This is a genomic window from Niallia tiangongensis (genome assembly GCF_044704065.1).
GTDB lineage: Bacteria > Bacillota > Bacilli > Bacillales > Cytobacillaceae > Niallia > Niallia tiangongensis.
Genome location: NZ_CP162613.1, coordinates 2,307,987 through 2,324,841 on the forward strand (window position 1 = coordinate 2,307,987; position 16,855 = coordinate 2,324,841).

The following is a 16,855-nucleotide window of genomic DNA, read 5'->3' on the forward strand; positions in this document are numbered from 1 at the left end:
CGTCCAATGATGAAAACCATTTTTTTCTTTAAGCATCAGTGGATGTAATTGTCCTTTTTTCCTTCCATCCAGATAAAGTAAGAATCATAACGAAACAAAGGATTATCATGACTACAAATACTTGTTTATCGTATGGGATATAGTCTCTTGTTAATCCTGCCATAATTGGAATAATTCCACCTATCATGTACCCAACTCCTTGCATCATGGAAGTCCATGCACTTGCTTCATTAGAAGAGTTTGTCGCATTTAATGGCAATGCTAAAGCAAGTGGAAATAATCCACCAAGTCCGATAGCAATTAGCCCGGTAGCGAACCAAGGATTGACTACAGGATAAAGGAAAAATATTAAACCAATAAATACCCCTCCAATACTGCCCAATAACCATGTTTTTTCCTTTTGAAACAAATCGGCTAGAGTAGGAATCAGGAAGCTGAAAATCATTTGAATGATTGTGAAAAAGGTAATAAGTGTCCCTGATTTAGCGCTGCTAAAGCCCATTGATTGAGCAATTGGAGCTAGCCAAGTGCTAATTGTGTAGAAAATTCCAGATTGTAAACCAAATAAGAGGGTAAACATCCATGCTTTTCTATTTTTCCAAGGTAGCTTTGTTGTCCTTTTGGAGGGAAGGGTAATCTTGTTCTGATTTGTGATTTGCGGATACCAAAAAAGAAACCCGATTACAGCAAAAATACTCCAGCTTGCCAGAGCCAGCTGCCAAGAGTGAAGTAAATGCTTTTGTAGTGGCAGCATGAATCCTGCACTAAAGGATGCACCTAAACCCATTCCGACTGAGTATACACCAATCATTATCCCAATCCGATGAGGAAATTGCTGCTTGATATAACCAGAAACAAGGGGTCCCGCAACGGCGATACCAATTCCAATAAAGAAGGCGGTTAGCAGTAAGGTAAAAGCGGAATGGCTGAAAGCACGTAGAGCAGTAGCGGTCCCAATTAGGATTAAGCAAGCTACGATGGTCTTTTCTAAACCAATATGTGCACTTATTCTTGCTGCAAAAAAGGCAAACAAGCCCATGCAAATAACAGGGATGGCAGTCAATAAACTGACGATTCCATTTGATAAATGTAAATCTGCACGAATGTTTTCTAAAACAGGGGAAATCGCAGCAATGCTTATTCTTAAATTAAATGATACAAAAAAGAGTGCAATAATCATTAAAATCGTTTGTTTCTTCATGTTCATTCATCCTTTATTTTTAATATAAACATCATATCATCAGACGTTTAGTTTTGTAAATAAGGAGCTATTATAGCTCCAAGTTATTAAGTACACATTGAATCGCCTTTTTCTCATCCTGATTTAGAATAGCCTCAAATAATTGTTGATGAATGTCAGAGTTATCCTTGTAATTACTTTGATGTAAAAGAAAATTACTTAAAATCTTTGTTAATACAGGGGAGAAGGATTGATAGAGGTCCAATAAAACTTTATTATGACTTGCCTTTGCAATAGCAAGATGGAATTCGATATCTGCCTCTACATAGGTTGCATAATTTCCATTTTGCAAAGCTTGGTACCGTTTATCTAACCATGATTTGATATGTAATAAATCCTCTTGTGTTCTTCGTCTGATCGCTAATTTGACTACCTCTTGATCCAACATTGCTCTTGCTTCATAGATATCCTTCGTATCTGCCTGCTTAAGCTGTTGATCAAAGGATGCTTCACTTGCCCAGTCTAAGGAGACAATTCGTGTTCCTCTTCCTTGCTTTACTTCTAAAATCCCAGCATGCACCAGAACCTTGATTGCCTCTCGTAGCGTGGAGCGGCCAACTGAAAATTCCTCCATTAACTGTGGTTCAGGTGGAAGGCGATCTCCAACTTTAAAGGCACCAGAAAATATTTTATTTTTAAGCTGTTCAATGATTTCATCTGTCAATTTTCTTCCTGTTACTTTAGAAAATGAGGATGAATGATTCGCCATGCTTGGTCACTCTCCTTACATGTTGCCTCTTGCAATTTCTTCAATATGCATTCAATTGCTCTAAATATACCATAATTTTAAAAGAAACAAAAAAGATAGGATGGGAACAAAACGATTCCTCTGATAGAATGAGAGAATGGAATATCCTAGTAGAATATTAAGAAAATCTTAAGAATTTTGCTTAGCAGATATTAAGATTTTTTGCCTATGATAGAGACATCGAAGAGAGAGAAAGCAGGTGGTCTAAGGTGGAGAACGTAAATGTGCTAGTAGTGGATGATGAGAAAGAAATTAGAGATGCCATTGAAATATATCTTAAAAACGAAGGGATTACCGTTTTAAAAGCAAGTGATGGACTAGAGGCATTGGATATTTTAATGGAACAAACCGTTCATTTAATTCTAATGGATATTATGATGCCGAATTTAGATGGGATTTCTGCTACCTATAAAATTCGTGAGCAAAAAAATATCCCGATTATTATGCTGACGGCGAAAAGTGAGGATACGGATAAAATCTTAGGCTTGCAAATAGGCGCTGATGATTATATCACAAAACCATTCAATCCAATGGAACTAGTCGCAAGAGTGAAATCGCAATTAAGAAGATATGTGACACTTGGAACCTTTGATGGTGTGAAGAAAAAAATAGACCTACATGGTTTAACATTAGACCAAGATGCAAAAGAAGTAGCGGTAAATGGAGATAGTGTAAAGCTAACGCCGATTGAATATAAAATCGTTGTTTTATTGATGAAAAATGCAGGGAGAGTATTTTCCATTGCGGAGATTTATGAAAGTGTATGGAAGGAACCTGGATACAATGCCGAAAACACGGTGGCAGTACATATTCGAAAAATCCGCGAGAAAATCGAAGTGGATCCAAAAAATCCGCGTTTCTTAAAGGTGGTGTGGGGCATTGGCTACAAAATGGAGAAGTAGAGGACTTTTTATTGTTTGGACATTGTTGGTTACGATAGGCCTTAGTGGGCTAGCGCCGCTAAAAATATGGCTAACGCAATATATACATACAAATTATTATGACTCCACCAAGTTTGAAGACAAACGAATGTATTTTACAGAACTATTAAGTGATTATCAATTATATCAGGTGTCGATAGAAGAAGCGAAAAAGAACATCAGCGCCACAAAAGAAGAAATCGCTGAATATCGTGATTCATACGCAAGTTTAAAGGAACAAATGCAATTAATTAATGAGCAGTATGAAGAAGATAGAGCGATAGTAATCGAAAATGGCGATGAAGCTGCTGAAAAGCTTTTAACAGAAGAAAGAGACAAAGATATAAAGGAAATCACAGAGCTATTGCAAAATGATGAATATGTCCAAGAAAAAATAAAAGAAGAAAAAGGAATGGAAATTGACCAATATTACCAAGAGTTAGAGAGAGGGCAATTTGAATTTGAACAATGGGCTAAATCCTTTTATTATTATTTGGAAAATGAAAAAACTGGAAAAGTAATAACCAATATGTCCATTTCTAAAAGTAAGTCAATTGAACATATTGTTAACAAGGACAATACAAATTTTTTCGGTGATTACTACTTTACGGCAGAAACCGAGAAGTTAGATATGCGAGGGAAACCAATAATTTATAGAGATAATTCTTTAATATTGGGACCTTGGGAAGAGGAAATTAGTGAACCTAGTATCGTACATCAGTTAAAACGGAAGATTGGTAATTATGAAGGAATCGTAGCTGTACCCAAAAAACTAAGCAATAGTACCTTACTGATAGAGGAAGAGAATAAGTATTATGCTTATCAAAAGAAAATGATTTTTGCAAGCTCATTGAGCATTATCAGTTTAGTAGTATGTATTTTCATGCTTGTAAAGAGGAAAATCAGCTTTGCGCAATGGGACTATCCTTCTTATCGAAAGGTTCCAATTGATATCCGATACGTATTATTGGTGATAAGTACTATCATAGCTGTTATTGGACTATGGGGAATCGGGGACCAACTATCCATGGAGGTGAATGAATTAGGAGGGAATTGGGGTGATATTCTTGCATTTCTTCTTTTAGCATGGGTATTTGTAACACTGTCTCTCATTCAAGGCTATCTACTATTTAAAGAGAAAGTAAAGTGGAAAAATACATTTATAAGTATAAGTGTAAATAAGTTGAAAACGGCTATTTTACAGGTTCTCTCTAGTAGAGATTTTACCAAAAAAGCGATTGGTAGCTTGCTAGTGATTTTTATGTTAGGTCTATTTTTACCAATAAGTCTGGTATTGCAAATTCTTATCCCATTCTATTTAGTAGCTGCTCTTTTCATTGGAATTCCAGTTATTATTTTTGTGGTGAGAAATATAAAGGCTTTTAGTAAGCTGCTTGCACAAACGAATGCGGTAATAAATGGAGACTTACATCAAGAAATATCAATCCAAGGAACGAAAGAATTAACAGAACTTGCGAATCATATTAACACCTTAAAATCTGGGGTAATTGTTTCAAAGACAGCCCAGGAAAAAAGCGAACGCCTAAAAACCGAATTAATTACCAATGTCAGTCACGATCTACGAACACCTTTAACATCCATCATTAACTACACGGAATTATTGAAAAATAAACATCTAACAGAGGAAGAAAAGGAAGGCTATCTGGCTATTATTGACCGAAAATCACAGCGGTTAAAAGTATTGATTGATGATTTGTTTGAGGTTTCGAAAATGGTTAGCGGCAATGTGGAATTGAAGAAGGAAAAGGTAGATTTAGTGCAGCTTTTACAGCAAGCATTAGGAGAATATGATGAAACAATCAAAGCCTCTACTCTTGATTTTCGTGTAACCAATCTAGAACCGTCAATTAATGCAGTAGTAGATGGGCAGAAGCTATGGAGAGTTTTTGATAATTTAATAGGGAATATTTTGAAGTATTCCTTGGAGCATTCTCGTGTCTACCTTTCGATTAAACAAGAAAAAGGGCAAGCGATTCTTCAATTTAAAAATATTTCTAAGTATGAACTAGATGACAATATGGATGAATTATTTGAGCGTTTTAAACGAGGAGATACCTCTAGACATACGGAAGGATCCGGACTTGGACTTGCAATTGCAAAATCGATTATCGACCTTCATGAAGGGATGATGACAATAGAGACAGATGGAGACTTATTTAAAGTTACTTTAGCGCTACCTGTAAATGAACAGCGAAGCTAAAAATGAATAAGAAACAAGCAGCCTATCTGTACTCATTGGTTTACCCGATTACGAGAAATGAAGTAATTGCAAGGAAAATAGTATTTGATGTACTAAAGGAATATAAACATGTTGAAGAAAAAATAATCATTCGCAAAGCCATTAACAAAGCGATTGAAGCAGGGAAAGCTAAGATAGGATAGAAGGTACTTCCTTTTCGATGATGAAAAGGAAGTACTTTTTTATCAGAAATATATGTTAAAATAATTTAAAAGATTATGAATAATCATAGAAAGAGGGAAGGCAAAAGTGACCATCAAAAAAATCGGTATCGTAGGACTTGGAGCGATTGGTGCAGTATACGGCAAAATGCTTCAGGAAGTAGAAGGATTAGAAGTACAAATTATTGTCGATGAGCATAGAAAAACAAAATATGAAAAAGAAAAATTCTACATAAACGACGAAGAAACTTCCTTTCATTACATCCATCCAGATACACAATCAGAAGCCTTTGATTTGGTTCTCCTTGCAGTAAAATATGGACAGCTTCAAGAAGCAATCTCCCTAATTCGTCCATTTGTAGGAGAGAAAACAGTAATTCTTTCCTTATTAAATGGGATTACAAGCGAGGAAGAAATAGCACAAAGCTATGGGGAAGAAAAGATTCTCTATTCCATCTGCAATGGCATTGACTCAACAAGAGAAGGCAATCGAATCTATTACAGTACTCCTGGAATCATCACTTTTGGGGAAAGAGTAAATATAGAGCTGACGGTTCGCGTAAAAGAGGTCAAAGAATGCTTAGAAAGAGCAAATATACCAGTTGATGTACCAGAAGATATGGAGCGTGCTTTATGGAATAAGTTCATGATTAACGTAGGCATGAATCAAGCTTCAGCTGTAACAAGAGCTCCATATGCCTTCTTTCAAAAAGAAGGATCAGCAAGAGAGCTAGCCATAAGTGCGATGAAGGAAGTAATTCAGCTTGCACAGGCAAAGGAAATTGACCTAACAGAACAAGACATGAATTATTTTTTTGCCAATGTATTAAGCAAAGTTGGCGGAACAGGAAAGACATCGATGCTGCAGGATATCGAAGCTGGCAGAAAAACAGAAGTCGCTTTATTTGCCGAAAAAGTTATCGATTATGGTCAGAAGCTTGGCATCGAAACACCTATTAATCAAGCATTCTATCGAATTATTAAAACAGTGGAGGAAATGCAAGGGTAGAAAAGCTCTAAAAAGAACGGAGGGAAATCAATTGATTAAAAGCACACAACAGCAATGGTCACCGCCAAAACATATCGTTTCAGCAGCGACGATTGTTATCAATGAACAGGGCGAAATTCTATTAATCAAGGGACCCAAAAGAGGCTGGGAAATGCCAGGCGGACAAGTGGAAGAGGGGGAGTCCCTGAAAGACGCTGCAGTTAGAGAAGCGAAAGAAGAATCAGGTATTGATATTGAAGTCGTCAAATTTTGCGGAATCTTTCAAAATGTGAACCGTTCTATATGCAATACGCTGTTTTTAGCAAAACCAGTTGGAGGGGAATTAACTACTTCTCCAGAAAGTTTGGAAGTAGGGTATTTTTCCATTGAGAAAGCGTTGGAAATGGTGACACATAAGAATTTTAGAGAAAGAATAGAGAAATGTTTGGATGAAAGTAGCCAGCCTTTTTGTGTAGCTTTTTAAAGAAGTATCCAGATATAGAATAGAATGGTGGTGAAATTATTTGAGCAGCTACAAAGCAATGCTATTTGATTTAGATGACACCCTACTTGATAGAGATAATGCGGTAGATAAACTGTTTTTCATTATGTTAGATAAATGTTATGAAGATATTGATGATTCCATAAAAAGGGAAATGTTGCAAGGATTTAAAGAACAGGACAAGAGAAGCTATGGTCAAAAGGATAAAACAAAGGTTTTGGAAGCCTTTTTTGATGTGTATCCACCAAAATACAGAATTCCACACAATGACATCTTAGCTTTTTGGAACAATCATTTTCCGTATTGTTTTTCAGTAAATCAAGATAGGATAAACATCGTAAATGAGATAAAGAGTCAAGTGAAGGTTGCAATTATCACAAATGGCACCGTCCATAGACAAAAAGCAAAAATAAGGAGCACCAATTTACATCATTATTTTGATACTATCATCATTTCTGATGAAGTAGGGCTTAGTAAACCGGACAAACGCATATTTGAACTAGCTTTAAATAAGCTTAATGTGCAGCCAGAGGATACATTATTTGTTGGGGATGACTTAGAAAGAGATATTGGTGGTTGTCAAAATGCCAATATAAAAGGGGTATGGTTTAATCCACTTAGAATCAAGAATGATACCGAGATTAAACCATTTGCTGAGATTGATTCTTTTGATCGACTATTAAGCTATTATACATAAGTCAATAAGAGGAGTGCTTCATGAAGGTATCTTTAATTGTAGCGATGGACGAGAAGAGAGTAATTGGGAAGGAGAATCAAAACACTTAAACGATTGTCAAAGTGAAATGTCCATCCGTTTGCAGACAAAAGGAGATCAGAAAATTTCATTCTGGTCTCCCTTTTTAACGATATCATTAATATTTAAAAAACAAACCCAAAATAAGCTTCTTCCTGCTCCAAATCCTCAAAATATTTGATTCCCATATACTGAAAGCCGATTTTGCCAAGTATGTTTAAAGAAGCCTTGTTTTCGATACTAGCAGAAGCAATTACTTTTTGAACACTTTCTTGCTCCTCAGCAAATTTCATACATGCAATGGCCGCTTCTGTCGCATACCCTTTGTTCCAATTGTCTTTTGTAAAATGGAAAATAAGCTCTACTTCGTCCAAAGAATCCTCTATATTAAAGCCAGCTGCCCCAATCACCTGATTAGTAGCTAAATCAACCACTCCGTAAACAGAAAGGCCGAAATCAGCTTGACATTGCTGGTAAAAGTTAATAACTTGAGGAAGTAAGGCAGAGTCAGTACTCCCGCCACAATAGGTCATGACTGCTTCACTTCCCCAAAACTGTTCACATGCTTCTACATCTTCTAATGTTAATAATCGAAAACCTAATCGCTCACTCGTAAAAAGAAACTCCAAGAAAAAAACTCCTTTAATCATTCTATTATTCATTTAACCATTTTAGCGTATGGGAATCATTTTATGCAATTAACTACAAGAAGGAAAGCATTAAAAAGCACAGAATAATTAGCCTTTGTGCTTTTTTTGTATGACGTTATATAAAATGAAAGATAGAGACATTACCTTATAATGAATTTTCATACTTACCAATGGATGAGGTTATGCATTCTGCTAGTTTAGAACAATTTCCCTCAAACATATGAAACGTTAAGGAATGAAGCAAATGATCAAATTGATCATGGGGTGAATCTGTTTTACTCAGTTCCGTAGACCAATTAATTTTAGGGATAGAAATAACAAAAGAATCAGTTGTTTTCATGATATATAATTTTGTATCTTTTAGTCCTAATGGAGCAATATCTTCTAGTAAGGTAATCATTACAACAACCTCCCCATTTTTTATTTCCATTATACTCCTTTTTTTCGACGTTTTTTTCCAAAAATAGAAGATTTAAATAAAATGTCAAATGAATGATATGTTTGCAATATAAAAGTGTTTTTTGTATAAAAAAATGAAATGGGCAGTTTGACAAATAGCAACATCCAATGTATAGTTGGTTACATAACTAATCAACCATTCAACTGTTCAACGTGTGAAGGAAGGAGAAATCCGTGAAAGCTGTTTTTGATGACTCAAAGCCTATTTTTCAGCAAATTTCAGATATGATAGCGAATGAAATTGTGGAAGGGGAGCTTGTAGAAGGTGATCAAATCCCTTCTACGACTGAAATTTCTAAGTTTTACCAAATTAATCGAGCGACTGCGCAAAAAGGGCTTGCAGCATTGGTTGAGGCTGGATATGTATATAAGCAACGTGGTGTTGGCATGTTTGTTGCAGAGGGTGCCAAACAAAAGCTGCTGGAAAAGCGTAAAGAAGACTTTTACAACGAATATGTAAAACCAATGATGGAAGAAGCAAAGCGTATTGAAATAAAAAAAGTAGAATTACTTCAAGTAATTAAGGAGGATTATACAGATGATTAAACTCGAAAATGTGTCGTTTTCCTATGGAAATGTGCCAGCTCTAAAAAATGTAAATATTTCAGAAACAGAACCAATCATAATGGGGCTATGGGGGCGAAATGGATCTGGAAAGACGACGTTTATGAAGCTTTTATCTGGTATGGAAAATATCAATGCTGGTTCTATTAATGTGAATGGTATAACACCGTATAACAATAAAGAAGCAATGAACAACATAACGTATATTCAAGAAAATCACCCCTTTTCGATTCTTTGGAATGTCGAGGATGCGCTTCGTTTTGGTGCCCTATTTAATAAAAACTGGGATGGAGAGCTAGCTGAACATCTAGTTACTTTATTTGAATTGCCAAGAAAAAAGAAAATCAAAAATTTCTCTAAAGGGATGCAAACAATGTTACAAATTGTCTTGGGACTCGCTAGTAAAGCTCCTGTAACCATTATGGATGAACCAACAAATGGGTTAGATGCATACATGAGAAAGCAGTTTTACGATGCACTCCTGGATACGTATGAGGAAGATCCTCGCTTCATTATTTTATCTACCCATCATATCGATGAGATTGAAGCAATGTGTGAAAAGATTGCGATCATAAATAAGCAGACAATTGTCCGTTATGAAGAAACAGGAGAATTGAAGATGTATGGTGTTCATTTATCCGGATCAGCAAATGCAATAGAGCCTTTAATAGAAGGCCATACTATTTTAGAAAAAAGAAAACTTGGAAAACAAATCAATGTGATGATTGACGACGTGTATACGGATGAATGGAAATCAAGAGCTAAAGAAGCTGGTGTTACAGTGGAAAAAGCAAAATTACAAGATTATCTAGTTAACTATACAACAAAAAAAGAGGTGTAAAAAGTATGAATACCTTTACTGGACCATTCAAATTAATGATGAGGGAAATGAGCCTAACATTTTATATAAATGCAGCTATTACTTTTGTGCTCTTTGCTTTCTACAATATTTTAGGATTTATTGGTGTTGCAGACGCTGGATCCTTTATCTTATTCGGTCCTCTATTTATTGTCTTTCTCATCTATCCGTTTGCTAATTTTAGTGGATACAAATATATTCTTTCTCTAGGGTACTAGAAAACAATTTGTTTTTGCTTTGTATCTTACAGCATTCATTTATGGTGTTATTAGTGTCGTAGTCCTTAATCTATTTTATCTAATTACCAACCATATAAACGGGTCGATTAATCTTTTGCATTTAGCAGAACTCACAAATAGCTCTAATTGGCTTGTATATGTATGGGTAGATTTTTGTTGGCTATTCTTTTTATTCAGTTTAGGGATGATTATAAAAACGATTTGGTTTAATTATGGGACGATTTTATCCCTTTCAGCAGCGACCTTCCTTGTAGTTATCGGTACGATTGTGGTTGTTTTTGGAGATATGGGCTGGTTAACAGAATTGATTTTTACGAAACATCTCCAATTTGTTGCGATTTTGCTTGGAATAGCCATTGTCTTTCTGCTTTCAGCCTATTTATTAATGAAAAATGCCCCTTTAGAAAAAAGCAATCGTATGTTTATTAGACAAAAGAAAGCATTTTAATCATCATGAAAAGTGGCTGGGACATAAGCATTTCAAATAATAATAAACACGAACATTTATGTAATTAATATGCATAGGTGTTCGCGTTTATTGGTTCGAAAAAAGGTTTAAAAACGAAGTGGAATGGAGTGGAGGACGCTCGACTCCTGCGGGAAATAGAGGAAAGGCTGAGACCCCGCAGCACAGCGAGGCTCAGCTTCCTCCCCGACGCATCGTGCGTTTGTAGCGCAATGGAACGACTTAGTTTTCTTACCCCTTGACTATATTAAAAACATAGATAACCATCATGAGAAGCTTTATTTAAGAGCTAAATTAGAGATTGTTCATCTTTAAAGATTAGTTATTTAGTTTTGTCCTAGCCTCTTTTATATTTATAGCATGGATTTTCTTATAACAAATTCTCATTAATAATCTTTTTAACGGAAGGCATCTCAATAATCTCTTCACCAAAAGTATAGACGACCCTTAAGGTTATAGTTTTAATTCACCTTTTATCACTGTCAAAAATCGATTATTCCATATTCCTTCATGATGATAAATAATATCATCTGCATGTAAAACGGAGCCATTAATCGTACTTTGGGTGTTTTGGAAAAGTAGATTATTTTGAAATCCCAAGCTATAGGCTGCTCTTATAGTAGTATCAAGACAAAACTCCGTTTGTGCGCCAGCAAAAATAAGCTGTTCGATTTTCTTGCTTTTTAAATAATTCAAAAGTTCTGTTTGGTAGAACGCATCCCATTTTGACTTTCTGATTATCTTATCGTCAGAGGAAAACAATAAATTTTGATGCAGTTTCCAATCAACTTTTCCCTCAAAAAGCTCGTCCTGCTCATTTGAATCTGTATGTTGGATAAAAATAACCTGAATATTTTTTTCGTGAGCTTGATTGATTAGTATATTGATATTTTGTACAATTTGATCCTTATTGAATAAATAGTATTGGGGATGGTTAAAGAAAATTTCTTGCATATCGATGATAATAAGTGCTTGTCTCATAAAATAACACTTCCTGTTTGTTTCTTTTAAAGTATAGCAGATGGAAAAGGAGCTAAACAAGGACATTTAAGAAAGATTCAAGGCTAATAAATTCAAAGCAATAGGTCCGTCTTCATATCCTCTTTGTTTAAAAGTCAGAATAAACGAGTTTTAGTGTTGAATATATGATAGAATAGACTATAATCAAAAATGCGAACGTATATTCTTTTTAGGAGTGGCGTTATTGAAGAATTCATATATTACTAGTGCACTAAATCAAATAGAAATAGCTTTAAAAACAATAATCGAAATAATAGAGACATTAGAAGAGGCTGACTTACAGAAAAGGCCAGCAAGTAATAAACGTTCGATAGGTGAGCTATTAGAACATATTGCTGTAATTTGTAAGGCTGATTTATTGATATTAAACGGTTCGACTCAAAAAGAGATGACGGAATACTATTCTAGTGTTTCATTAAAAAGTGTCAAGGATGTAAAAGATGCTATTGCCTATAATTATGAAACATTAAAAGAAAGCTATAGCAATCTCACAGAAACAGAATTACAAGAAAGAACGACATCATATTGGGGAGCAACCTATACAATGTATGAATGGCTATTAGAAATAGTCGCACATATCTATCATCATAGAGCTCAATTACATACACTGCTTGTTTACTGTTATGGAAAAGACTTGAATATTTTATTATTTGAATGAGCTAGAATCACCAGACATATAGTTGTTAGAAAAAAATGAAAGATGAGATAATTAATAAATAAAACACTATTCATCTTGGAAAGTTATTACCAATGAATAGTGTTTTTTGTTTCATTAAAGGTAATGCAATGGCTGTAAATAACAAGTATTGGTAATCTAGATTCAAAAATATTAAAAAAGGGTAGAAAACTGATAATTATAAAAAAAAGAAAAAGCATAAATTTGTAGTAAAATGAATCATCTAGAGTGTACCACTATTTAGTATGTGACATATAATTTATGAAAAAGGTGATTTATTATAAAACATTTTTGGAAGCCATTCACATTTTTTGTGACGATCAGCCTCTTTATTTTATTTTTCCGTTATACAGATATTTTGCAGGCGATTCGTCAAGGGGAAATTGATTCTGTCACATCTGTATTTAAAGATAATATTTCTTATGCACTTATTGTAAGTTTATTTATAATGATTATTCAAAATAGCTTTACTGTTATCCCGTTAATATTGGTTATTACCCTTAATTTTTATTCATTTGGCTTCTTTTACGGCTTTTTGTGGAGCTGGCTTTCTAGTGTGATCGCAGCAATGATTATCTTTCTTGCTATTCGCTTTTGGTTTCAAGATTTCGTTCATAGCAAAGTCAAGAATCACCAAGATATGCTTGATAAAATCGAACATAAAGGGATGAGATATGTAATCTATGGCAGGGTTTTTCCTTTCTTCCCTACAAGTATTTTAAATATCATTGCAGGTGTCAGTAATATTTCCTTACGTCCCTTTACCATCGGAACAGCGATAGGAAATTTCTTTTACTTTTTTGTCCTTGCATTAATTCCCTACGGTGTATTTTCCACAAATATTAATCCACTTGCACTAATTATTATCGTTTTGCTGATTACAGGGATTTTCTATTATTTTAATAGAAGAAAGCCGTCCTTTATGGAAAAAGTAAAGGAAATAAAGAAAAGAGCATAATCAAATTTTCCGAAAGGTAGAATATCTACTTTTCGGTTTTTTAATTGTAAAAATTATGAAACCATTTCAGAGGAAGGTTCGTATACAAACTATAAGAATAAAGAGGGAGGAATTGAACGATGTTAGGAATTATTATTTTTGTATTTGTAGCAATCTTATTGGTAAATATTTTTAGTTTTTCATCAAAAGGAAAGACAAACAACATAAGTCATCAGAATAATAGCTATTATTCTCCACCATTTTCAGGGACACCTACAGATAGTTCAAATGCATCTTTCTATGATGGAGGGAATGACTGTGGAGGTTCTTCCTTTGATAGTGGGGGAGATTGTGGAGGAAGTGGAGGAGGAGAATAAAAATATCTCCAAAATTTTCTATTTATAAAGAAAAATCGAAACTTTTCTGCAATATCAATCGTCCAATAGTTAAAGAGAAAGGAAAGGGGATAAAAAGGCTCGCATGTTTATGGTGGTAACAATAATTGCATTTATTTTTGTTTGTTTTTGGGTACTAATGGATACGATATACTTTTCCAAGCCACCAAAACCTGAGGTATTATGGAAGAATAATAGAATTCCGACAACAATTGGCTCAAATTGCTGGCAAGGCTCCTTGAAAGGCTCCTGTGTCGATTATGTTTATGCATCTCCTTGGGATATGGGGTTGAAAAATGGTTCTGTTCGAGTGGAACCGAATGCAACGATTACGATTGATTTTAATAAAAAACCGTTAGCCGGATCATTACAGGTTGCGGAAGTGTTTGAAGATGGGGAAGAGGAATTTATAGAGGTTAATAGAAACAAAATGACAGTTCCAGCCAAAGAAGGTATATATGTATATAACATCTATGCCAAATGGGATCAAGGAAATCCTAATTATACGTTCTCTATTGAAGTCAAATAGGTTGTCTAAACCCAAGCTGTTAGCGGGATAGACAGCCTATTTTACCGTGAGAAATACATACATAAGTATTTAATTTAGAGTCAGGGAAGGGAAAAGGAATGAAAAATTATCCGCTTTTTAATTTATGGATAGCGCTAGTTTTCCTATTATTATTAATTGCTAGTAAGAAGATATTTGATAATTATGTAGCCGCACTTATCATTTTTGGCACTTTTTTCTGTATTTATTTAGGACGGTCTATTCTCTATTTAATCCGTCATTTTGACACGCAAAAAACAAATCGCATATCTGTCAAAAGCAAGCAGAAATGAACCGGAAAACGATAAATAATCCCTATATAATAGTGGTAAGGATGTGAGATAGGTGACATGGTTGGAAGGATTACAAAAAGCATTGAACTATATCGAGAAAAACTTAGAAGAAAAGCTCGAAATCGAAGTGATTGCACGTGTTGCGAATGTATCTGCTTTTCACTTTCAACGCATATTCGCCATCCTTACGGAAATACCAGTAGGGGAGTATATTAGAAGAAGACGGCTGTCAATAGCTGGGCAAAGCTTGCTTCACTCAAGGGAAAAGATTATTGATATTGCTTTAAAATATGGATATGAAACACCTGAAGCTTTTACAAAAGCATATCGCAGGCAGCATGGTGTTACGCCGAGTGAAACGAGAAGAGGAGTTGGCGCCCTGAAAATATATAACCCACTTGTCATTCAAGTACAGCTGAAAGGGGCAGAACCAATGAAGGTAAAAATAGTTGAGAAAGAGGCATTTACTATTGCCGGTATGAAAAAGTCTTATTCCTTTCAAGAAGACGAAAATCTTCGCGAAATCCCTAAGCTTTGGGAAGAGGTAAATAATGATGGAACAGTGAACGAGCTATTAATGTTATCAGTAGGTGAAGTACCAGGTATACTTGGTGTTTGTGTAGACCAAACAGAAATTGCAGGGAAAGACATGGATTACTGGATAGCGGTTGCTACCGAAGAAAAGTCAGCAAAGTATGACCAGCTTATCATTCCAGCATCTAAATGGGCAGTTTTTGAAGTACATGGACCAATGCCCCATAGCATACAGAAAGTTTGGAAACAGATTTATTCGGAATGGATGCCGACTAACAGCTATAAACAAGGAGGAACCATCTCCTTCGAACGCTACACAGAAGATGATCCGTCAAGCGAAGATTGCTATTCGGAAATATGGATTCCAGTTAAATAATAAAAACCGATGGAATGACAATGCTAGTAGGTAAGCATAAAGTCAGTTTCCATCGGTTTTTTTATTGAATGAACGCCTCTTTTTAGTGGAAGGGAGGGAAAAATGGCATTCATAAGCGAGATGAAAACCATTTTTAAGAGGAAGGGAGGGAAAAGTGGCGTTCAATAGAGGGATGAAAACCATTTTTTCAGAGAGAGATAGGAAAAGTAGCGTTCACAAGGGGAATGAAAACCACTTTTCAGAGAAAGATAGGAAAAGTAGCGTTCACAAGGGGGATGAAAACCACTTTTTAGAAAAAAAGCATCGTTCCTAAGCAAAACAAAGGCCCATTCTTAAGAGAATAATAGAAAAATCCTCCCACACACTCTATCTATTAAAAAATTTAAGAAAAAATTAAGCCAACTCTAGCATAATAAAACTACATTATAGATAGGAGAGATGAAAGTGAAGAAAATACAAAATTGGATTGCGATCCTTGCGATGATATTCTTATTGGTTCAATCAACAATTGGAGTTGTATCATATGTAAATAGAGAAGAACCTTCTGAGAGAATGGGCATGAGGGGTCAAGGTCAAGCGCCGACTAATGCAACTGCCTCTGCAAATACAAATGCAAACACTGACACAAATGCAGATTCAGATACTAATAGCAATACAACAGAAAACAATGGATTCTCAGTGGATAATCAAAATGGTATGATGCCGTTTAATGGAATGGAAGGAAGAGGTGACGGTGCACCAAACGGGGATAATGTAAGTACTGCAAGTTTACTAGGATACATTGCTGGTATAATCCTTTCACTTGGTGGATTAGTAGTAACCTTCCTTAGCTGGCGGAAAAATAAACAAATCAATATCGCAGAATAATAACAGCAAGTAGAAAAAAGCAGCAACCAGATTCCTTTCAACATAAAGGGAGTCTAGTTGTTGCCTTTTTCATTAGGTCAATAAAATGGGTAATTTCCATAAGTAGAATAAGCTGGATTATAGCCATATGGTTGAGCATATGAAGGGTAAGTTTGACCATAATTCCAATGCTGTTGATGAGTAGTAGGAACATGATGAAAAGGGGTAATAATCAGTGGGTTACCCGCAGTAAAGCCCGCTGTTGGCGTAACTGCACCAAGAGGAATAGCTCCGACTCCTACTGCGCCATGGCCAACACCTGCAAACCCACCAACTCCAATAGGACCAACAGTACCTATATGTCCACCGAAAGCTCTATTTTGAGAATTCATTATTGTTTCACCTCCCCCAATACTATATG

23 protein-coding genes are annotated in these 16,855 nt (G+C 35.2%); 17 read left to right on the forward strand and 6 right to left on the reverse strand.

The genetic code is table 11. From position 1 onward, the window contains the following. Positions 1 to 28: 28 nt before the first annotated feature. Entirely contained in the window at positions 29 to 1,207 is a 1,179-nt protein-coding gene (locus AB3U99_RS10805; protein WP_400247481.1) for a CynX/NimT family MFS transporter, read from the reverse strand. A gap of 64 nt (positions 1,208 to 1,271) precedes the next feature. Continuing rightward, positions 1,272 to 1,949: a FadR/GntR family transcriptional regulator gene (locus AB3U99_RS10810; RefSeq protein ID WP_400247483.1), complete on the reverse strand. Its 678-nt coding sequence runs from the start codon at positions 1,947 to 1,949 to the stop codon at positions 1,272 to 1,274. Between the two features lie 248 nt (positions 1,950 to 2,197). On the opposite strand from AB3U99_RS10810, the gene AB3U99_RS10815 reads away from it, so the two are divergent. From AB3U99_RS10815 to AB3U99_RS10840, 6 genes are all read left to right on the forward strand, one after another. After that, on the forward strand, positions 2,198 to 2,890 hold the full coding sequence (locus AB3U99_RS10815) for a response regulator transcription factor (protein ID WP_400247485.1): 693 nt from the start codon (positions 2,198 to 2,200) through the stop codon (positions 2,888 to 2,890). Further along, positions 2,868 to 5,129, forward strand: coding sequence for a histidine kinase dimerization/phospho-acceptor domain-containing protein (locus tag AB3U99_RS10820; RefSeq protein WP_400247488.1), 2,262 nt, complete (start codon positions 2,868 to 2,870; stop codon positions 5,127 to 5,129). The genes AB3U99_RS10815 and AB3U99_RS10820 overlap by 23 nt, the downstream gene beginning before the upstream one ends. A 2-nt stretch (positions 5,130 to 5,131) precedes the next feature. Further along, positions 5,132 to 5,311: a hypothetical protein gene (locus AB3U99_RS10825; RefSeq protein ID WP_400247490.1), complete on the forward strand. Its 180-nt coding sequence runs from the start codon at positions 5,132 to 5,134 to the stop codon at positions 5,309 to 5,311. Between the two features lie 106 nt (positions 5,312 to 5,417). Then, positions 5,418 to 6,338 carry a ketopantoate reductase family protein gene (locus AB3U99_RS10830; RefSeq protein WP_400247491.1) on the forward strand — a complete coding sequence of 307 codons (921 nt, stop codon included), beginning with the start codon at positions 5,418 to 5,420 and terminating at the stop codon, positions 6,336 to 6,338. A gap of 31 nt (positions 6,339 to 6,369) precedes the next feature. Continuing rightward, a complete protein-coding gene (locus AB3U99_RS10835; RefSeq protein WP_400247493.1) occupies positions 6,370 to 6,801 on the forward strand; it encodes an NUDIX hydrolase in 432 nt (143 codons plus the stop codon). 58 nt (positions 6,802 to 6,859) lie between these two features. Then, the gene (locus tag AB3U99_RS10840) at positions 6,860 to 7,516 is read left to right on the forward strand and encodes an HAD family hydrolase (protein WP_400248034.1); all 657 of its coding nucleotides are present in this window, start codon (positions 6,860 to 6,862) and stop codon (positions 7,514 to 7,516) included. A gap of 182 nt (positions 7,517 to 7,698) precedes the next feature. Here the strand turns inward: AB3U99_RS10840 and AB3U99_RS10845 are convergent, their stop codons facing one another. After that, the gene (locus AB3U99_RS10845) at positions 7,699 to 8,202 is read right to left on the reverse strand and encodes a GNAT family N-acetyltransferase (RefSeq protein WP_400247495.1); all 504 of its coding nucleotides are present in this window, start codon (positions 8,200 to 8,202) and stop codon (positions 7,699 to 7,701) included. A gap of 166 nt (positions 8,203 to 8,368) precedes the next feature. Then, complete coding sequence (locus AB3U99_RS10850) at positions 8,369 to 8,623, reverse strand: YueH family protein (protein WP_400247497.1); 255 nt, start codon at positions 8,621 to 8,623, stop codon at positions 8,369 to 8,371. 233 nt (positions 8,624 to 8,856) lie between these two features. On the opposite strand from AB3U99_RS10850, the gene AB3U99_RS10855 reads away from it, so the two are divergent. From AB3U99_RS10855 to AB3U99_RS10870, 4 genes are all read left to right on the forward strand, one after another. After that, positions 8,857 to 9,228 carry a GntR family transcriptional regulator gene (locus AB3U99_RS10855; protein WP_169188452.1) on the forward strand — a complete coding sequence of 124 codons (372 nt, stop codon included), beginning with the start codon at positions 8,857 to 8,859 and terminating at the stop codon, positions 9,226 to 9,228. Beyond that, positions 9,221 to 10,087, forward strand: a complete 867-nt coding sequence (locus AB3U99_RS10860; protein WP_400247499.1) for an ATP-binding cassette domain-containing protein — start codon at positions 9,221 to 9,223, stop codon at positions 10,085 to 10,087. The genes AB3U99_RS10855 and AB3U99_RS10860 overlap by 8 nt, the downstream gene beginning before the upstream one ends. Positions 10,088 to 10,092: 5 nt before the next feature. After that, complete coding sequence (locus AB3U99_RS10865; RefSeq protein WP_400247502.1) at positions 10,093 to 10,323, forward strand: hypothetical protein; 231 nt, start codon at positions 10,093 to 10,095, stop codon at positions 10,321 to 10,323. Positions 10,324 to 10,438: 115 nt separating this feature from the next. After that, positions 10,439 to 10,792, forward strand: coding sequence for a hypothetical protein (locus AB3U99_RS10870; protein WP_400247505.1), 354 nt, complete (start codon positions 10,439 to 10,441; stop codon positions 10,790 to 10,792). A 471-nt stretch (positions 10,793 to 11,263) separates the two neighbouring features. Here the strand turns inward: AB3U99_RS10870 and AB3U99_RS10875 are convergent, their stop codons facing one another. Next, a complete protein-coding gene (locus tag AB3U99_RS10875; RefSeq protein WP_400247508.1) occupies positions 11,264 to 11,791 on the reverse strand; it encodes an isochorismatase family protein in 528 nt (175 codons plus the stop codon). A gap of 223 nt (positions 11,792 to 12,014) precedes the next feature. On the opposite strand from AB3U99_RS10875, the gene AB3U99_RS10880 reads away from it, so the two are divergent. From AB3U99_RS10880 to AB3U99_RS10910, 7 genes are all read left to right on the forward strand, one after another. Then, positions 12,015 to 12,488, forward strand: coding sequence for a DinB family protein (locus AB3U99_RS10880; protein WP_400247509.1), 474 nt, complete (start codon positions 12,015 to 12,017; stop codon positions 12,486 to 12,488). A gap of 331 nt (positions 12,489 to 12,819) precedes the next feature. Further along, entirely contained in the window at positions 12,820 to 13,464 is a 645-nt protein-coding gene (locus AB3U99_RS10885; protein ID WP_101731346.1) for a TVP38/TMEM64 family protein, read from the forward strand. Between the two features lie 119 nt (positions 13,465 to 13,583). Continuing rightward, positions 13,584 to 13,820, forward strand: coding sequence for a hypothetical protein (locus AB3U99_RS10890; protein WP_400247512.1), 237 nt, complete (start codon positions 13,584 to 13,586; stop codon positions 13,818 to 13,820). A gap of 103 nt (positions 13,821 to 13,923) precedes the next feature. After that, a complete protein-coding gene (locus AB3U99_RS10895) occupies positions 13,924 to 14,367 on the forward strand; it encodes a hypothetical protein (RefSeq protein ID WP_400247515.1) in 444 nt (147 codons plus the stop codon). 98 nt (positions 14,368 to 14,465) lie between these two features. Next, the gene (locus AB3U99_RS10900) at positions 14,466 to 14,678 is read left to right on the forward strand and encodes a hypothetical protein (protein WP_400247517.1); all 213 of its coding nucleotides are present in this window, start codon (positions 14,466 to 14,468) and stop codon (positions 14,676 to 14,678) included. A 52-nt stretch (positions 14,679 to 14,730) separates the two neighbouring features. Beyond that, entirely contained in the window at positions 14,731 to 15,588 is an 858-nt protein-coding gene (locus AB3U99_RS10905; RefSeq protein ID WP_400247519.1) for a GyrI-like domain-containing protein, read from the forward strand. Positions 15,589 to 16,032: 444 nt separating this feature from the next. Next, positions 16,033 to 16,455, forward strand: a complete 423-nt coding sequence (locus AB3U99_RS10910) for a hypothetical protein (protein ID WP_400247521.1) — start codon at positions 16,033 to 16,035, stop codon at positions 16,453 to 16,455. 77 nt (positions 16,456 to 16,532) lie between these two features. Here AB3U99_RS10910 and AB3U99_RS10915 read toward each other — a convergent pair whose 3' ends face one another. Further along, positions 16,533 to 16,826, reverse strand: a complete 294-nt coding sequence (locus AB3U99_RS10915; RefSeq protein WP_400247524.1) for a hypothetical protein — start codon at positions 16,824 to 16,826, stop codon at positions 16,533 to 16,535. Between the last annotated feature and the right edge of the window lie 29 nt (positions 16,827 to 16,855).

What these genes read in the sequence shown, in the direction of transcription:
- AB3U99_RS10860 (WP_400247499.1), top strand. Translation starts at nt 9,221, where the DNA reads ATGATTAAACTCGAAAATGTGTCGTTTTCCTATGGAAATGTGCCAGCT.
- AB3U99_RS10825 (WP_400247490.1), top strand. Translation starts at nt 5,132, where the DNA reads ATGAATAAGAAACAAGCAGCCTATCTGTACTCATTGGTTTACCCGATT.
- AB3U99_RS10875 (WP_400247508.1), bottom strand. Translation starts at nt 11,791, where the DNA reads ATGAGACAAGCACTTATTATCATCGATATGCAAGAAATTTTCTTTAAC.
- AB3U99_RS10865 (WP_400247502.1), top strand. Translation starts at nt 10,093, where the DNA reads ATGAATACCTTTACTGGACCATTCAAATTAATGATGAGGGAAATGAGC.
- AB3U99_RS10895 (WP_400247515.1), top strand. Translation starts at nt 13,924, where the DNA reads ATGTTTATGGTGGTAACAATAATTGCATTTATTTTTGTTTGTTTTTGG.
- AB3U99_RS10840 (WP_400248034.1), top strand. Translation starts at nt 6,860, where the DNA reads ATGCTATTTGATTTAGATGACACCCTACTTGATAGAGATAATGCGGTA.
- AB3U99_RS10900 (WP_400247517.1), top strand. Translation starts at nt 14,466, where the DNA reads ATGAAAAATTATCCGCTTTTTAATTTATGGATAGCGCTAGTTTTCCTA.
- AB3U99_RS10850 (WP_400247497.1), bottom strand. Translation starts at nt 8,623, where the DNA reads ATGATTACCTTACTAGAAGATATTGCTCCATTAGGACTAAAAGATACA.
- AB3U99_RS10915 (WP_400247524.1), bottom strand. Translation starts at nt 16,826, where the DNA reads ATGAATTCTCAAAATAGAGCTTTCGGTGGACATATAGGTACTGTTGGT.
- AB3U99_RS10890 (WP_400247512.1), top strand. Translation starts at nt 13,584, where the DNA reads ATGTTAGGAATTATTATTTTTGTATTTGTAGCAATCTTATTGGTAAAT.
- AB3U99_RS10805 (WP_400247481.1), bottom strand. Translation starts at nt 1,207, where the DNA reads ATGAACATGAAGAAACAAACGATTTTAATGATTATTGCACTCTTTTTT.
- AB3U99_RS10810 (WP_400247483.1), bottom strand. Translation starts at nt 1,949, where the DNA reads ATGGCGAATCATTCATCCTCATTTTCTAAAGTAACAGGAAGAAAATTG.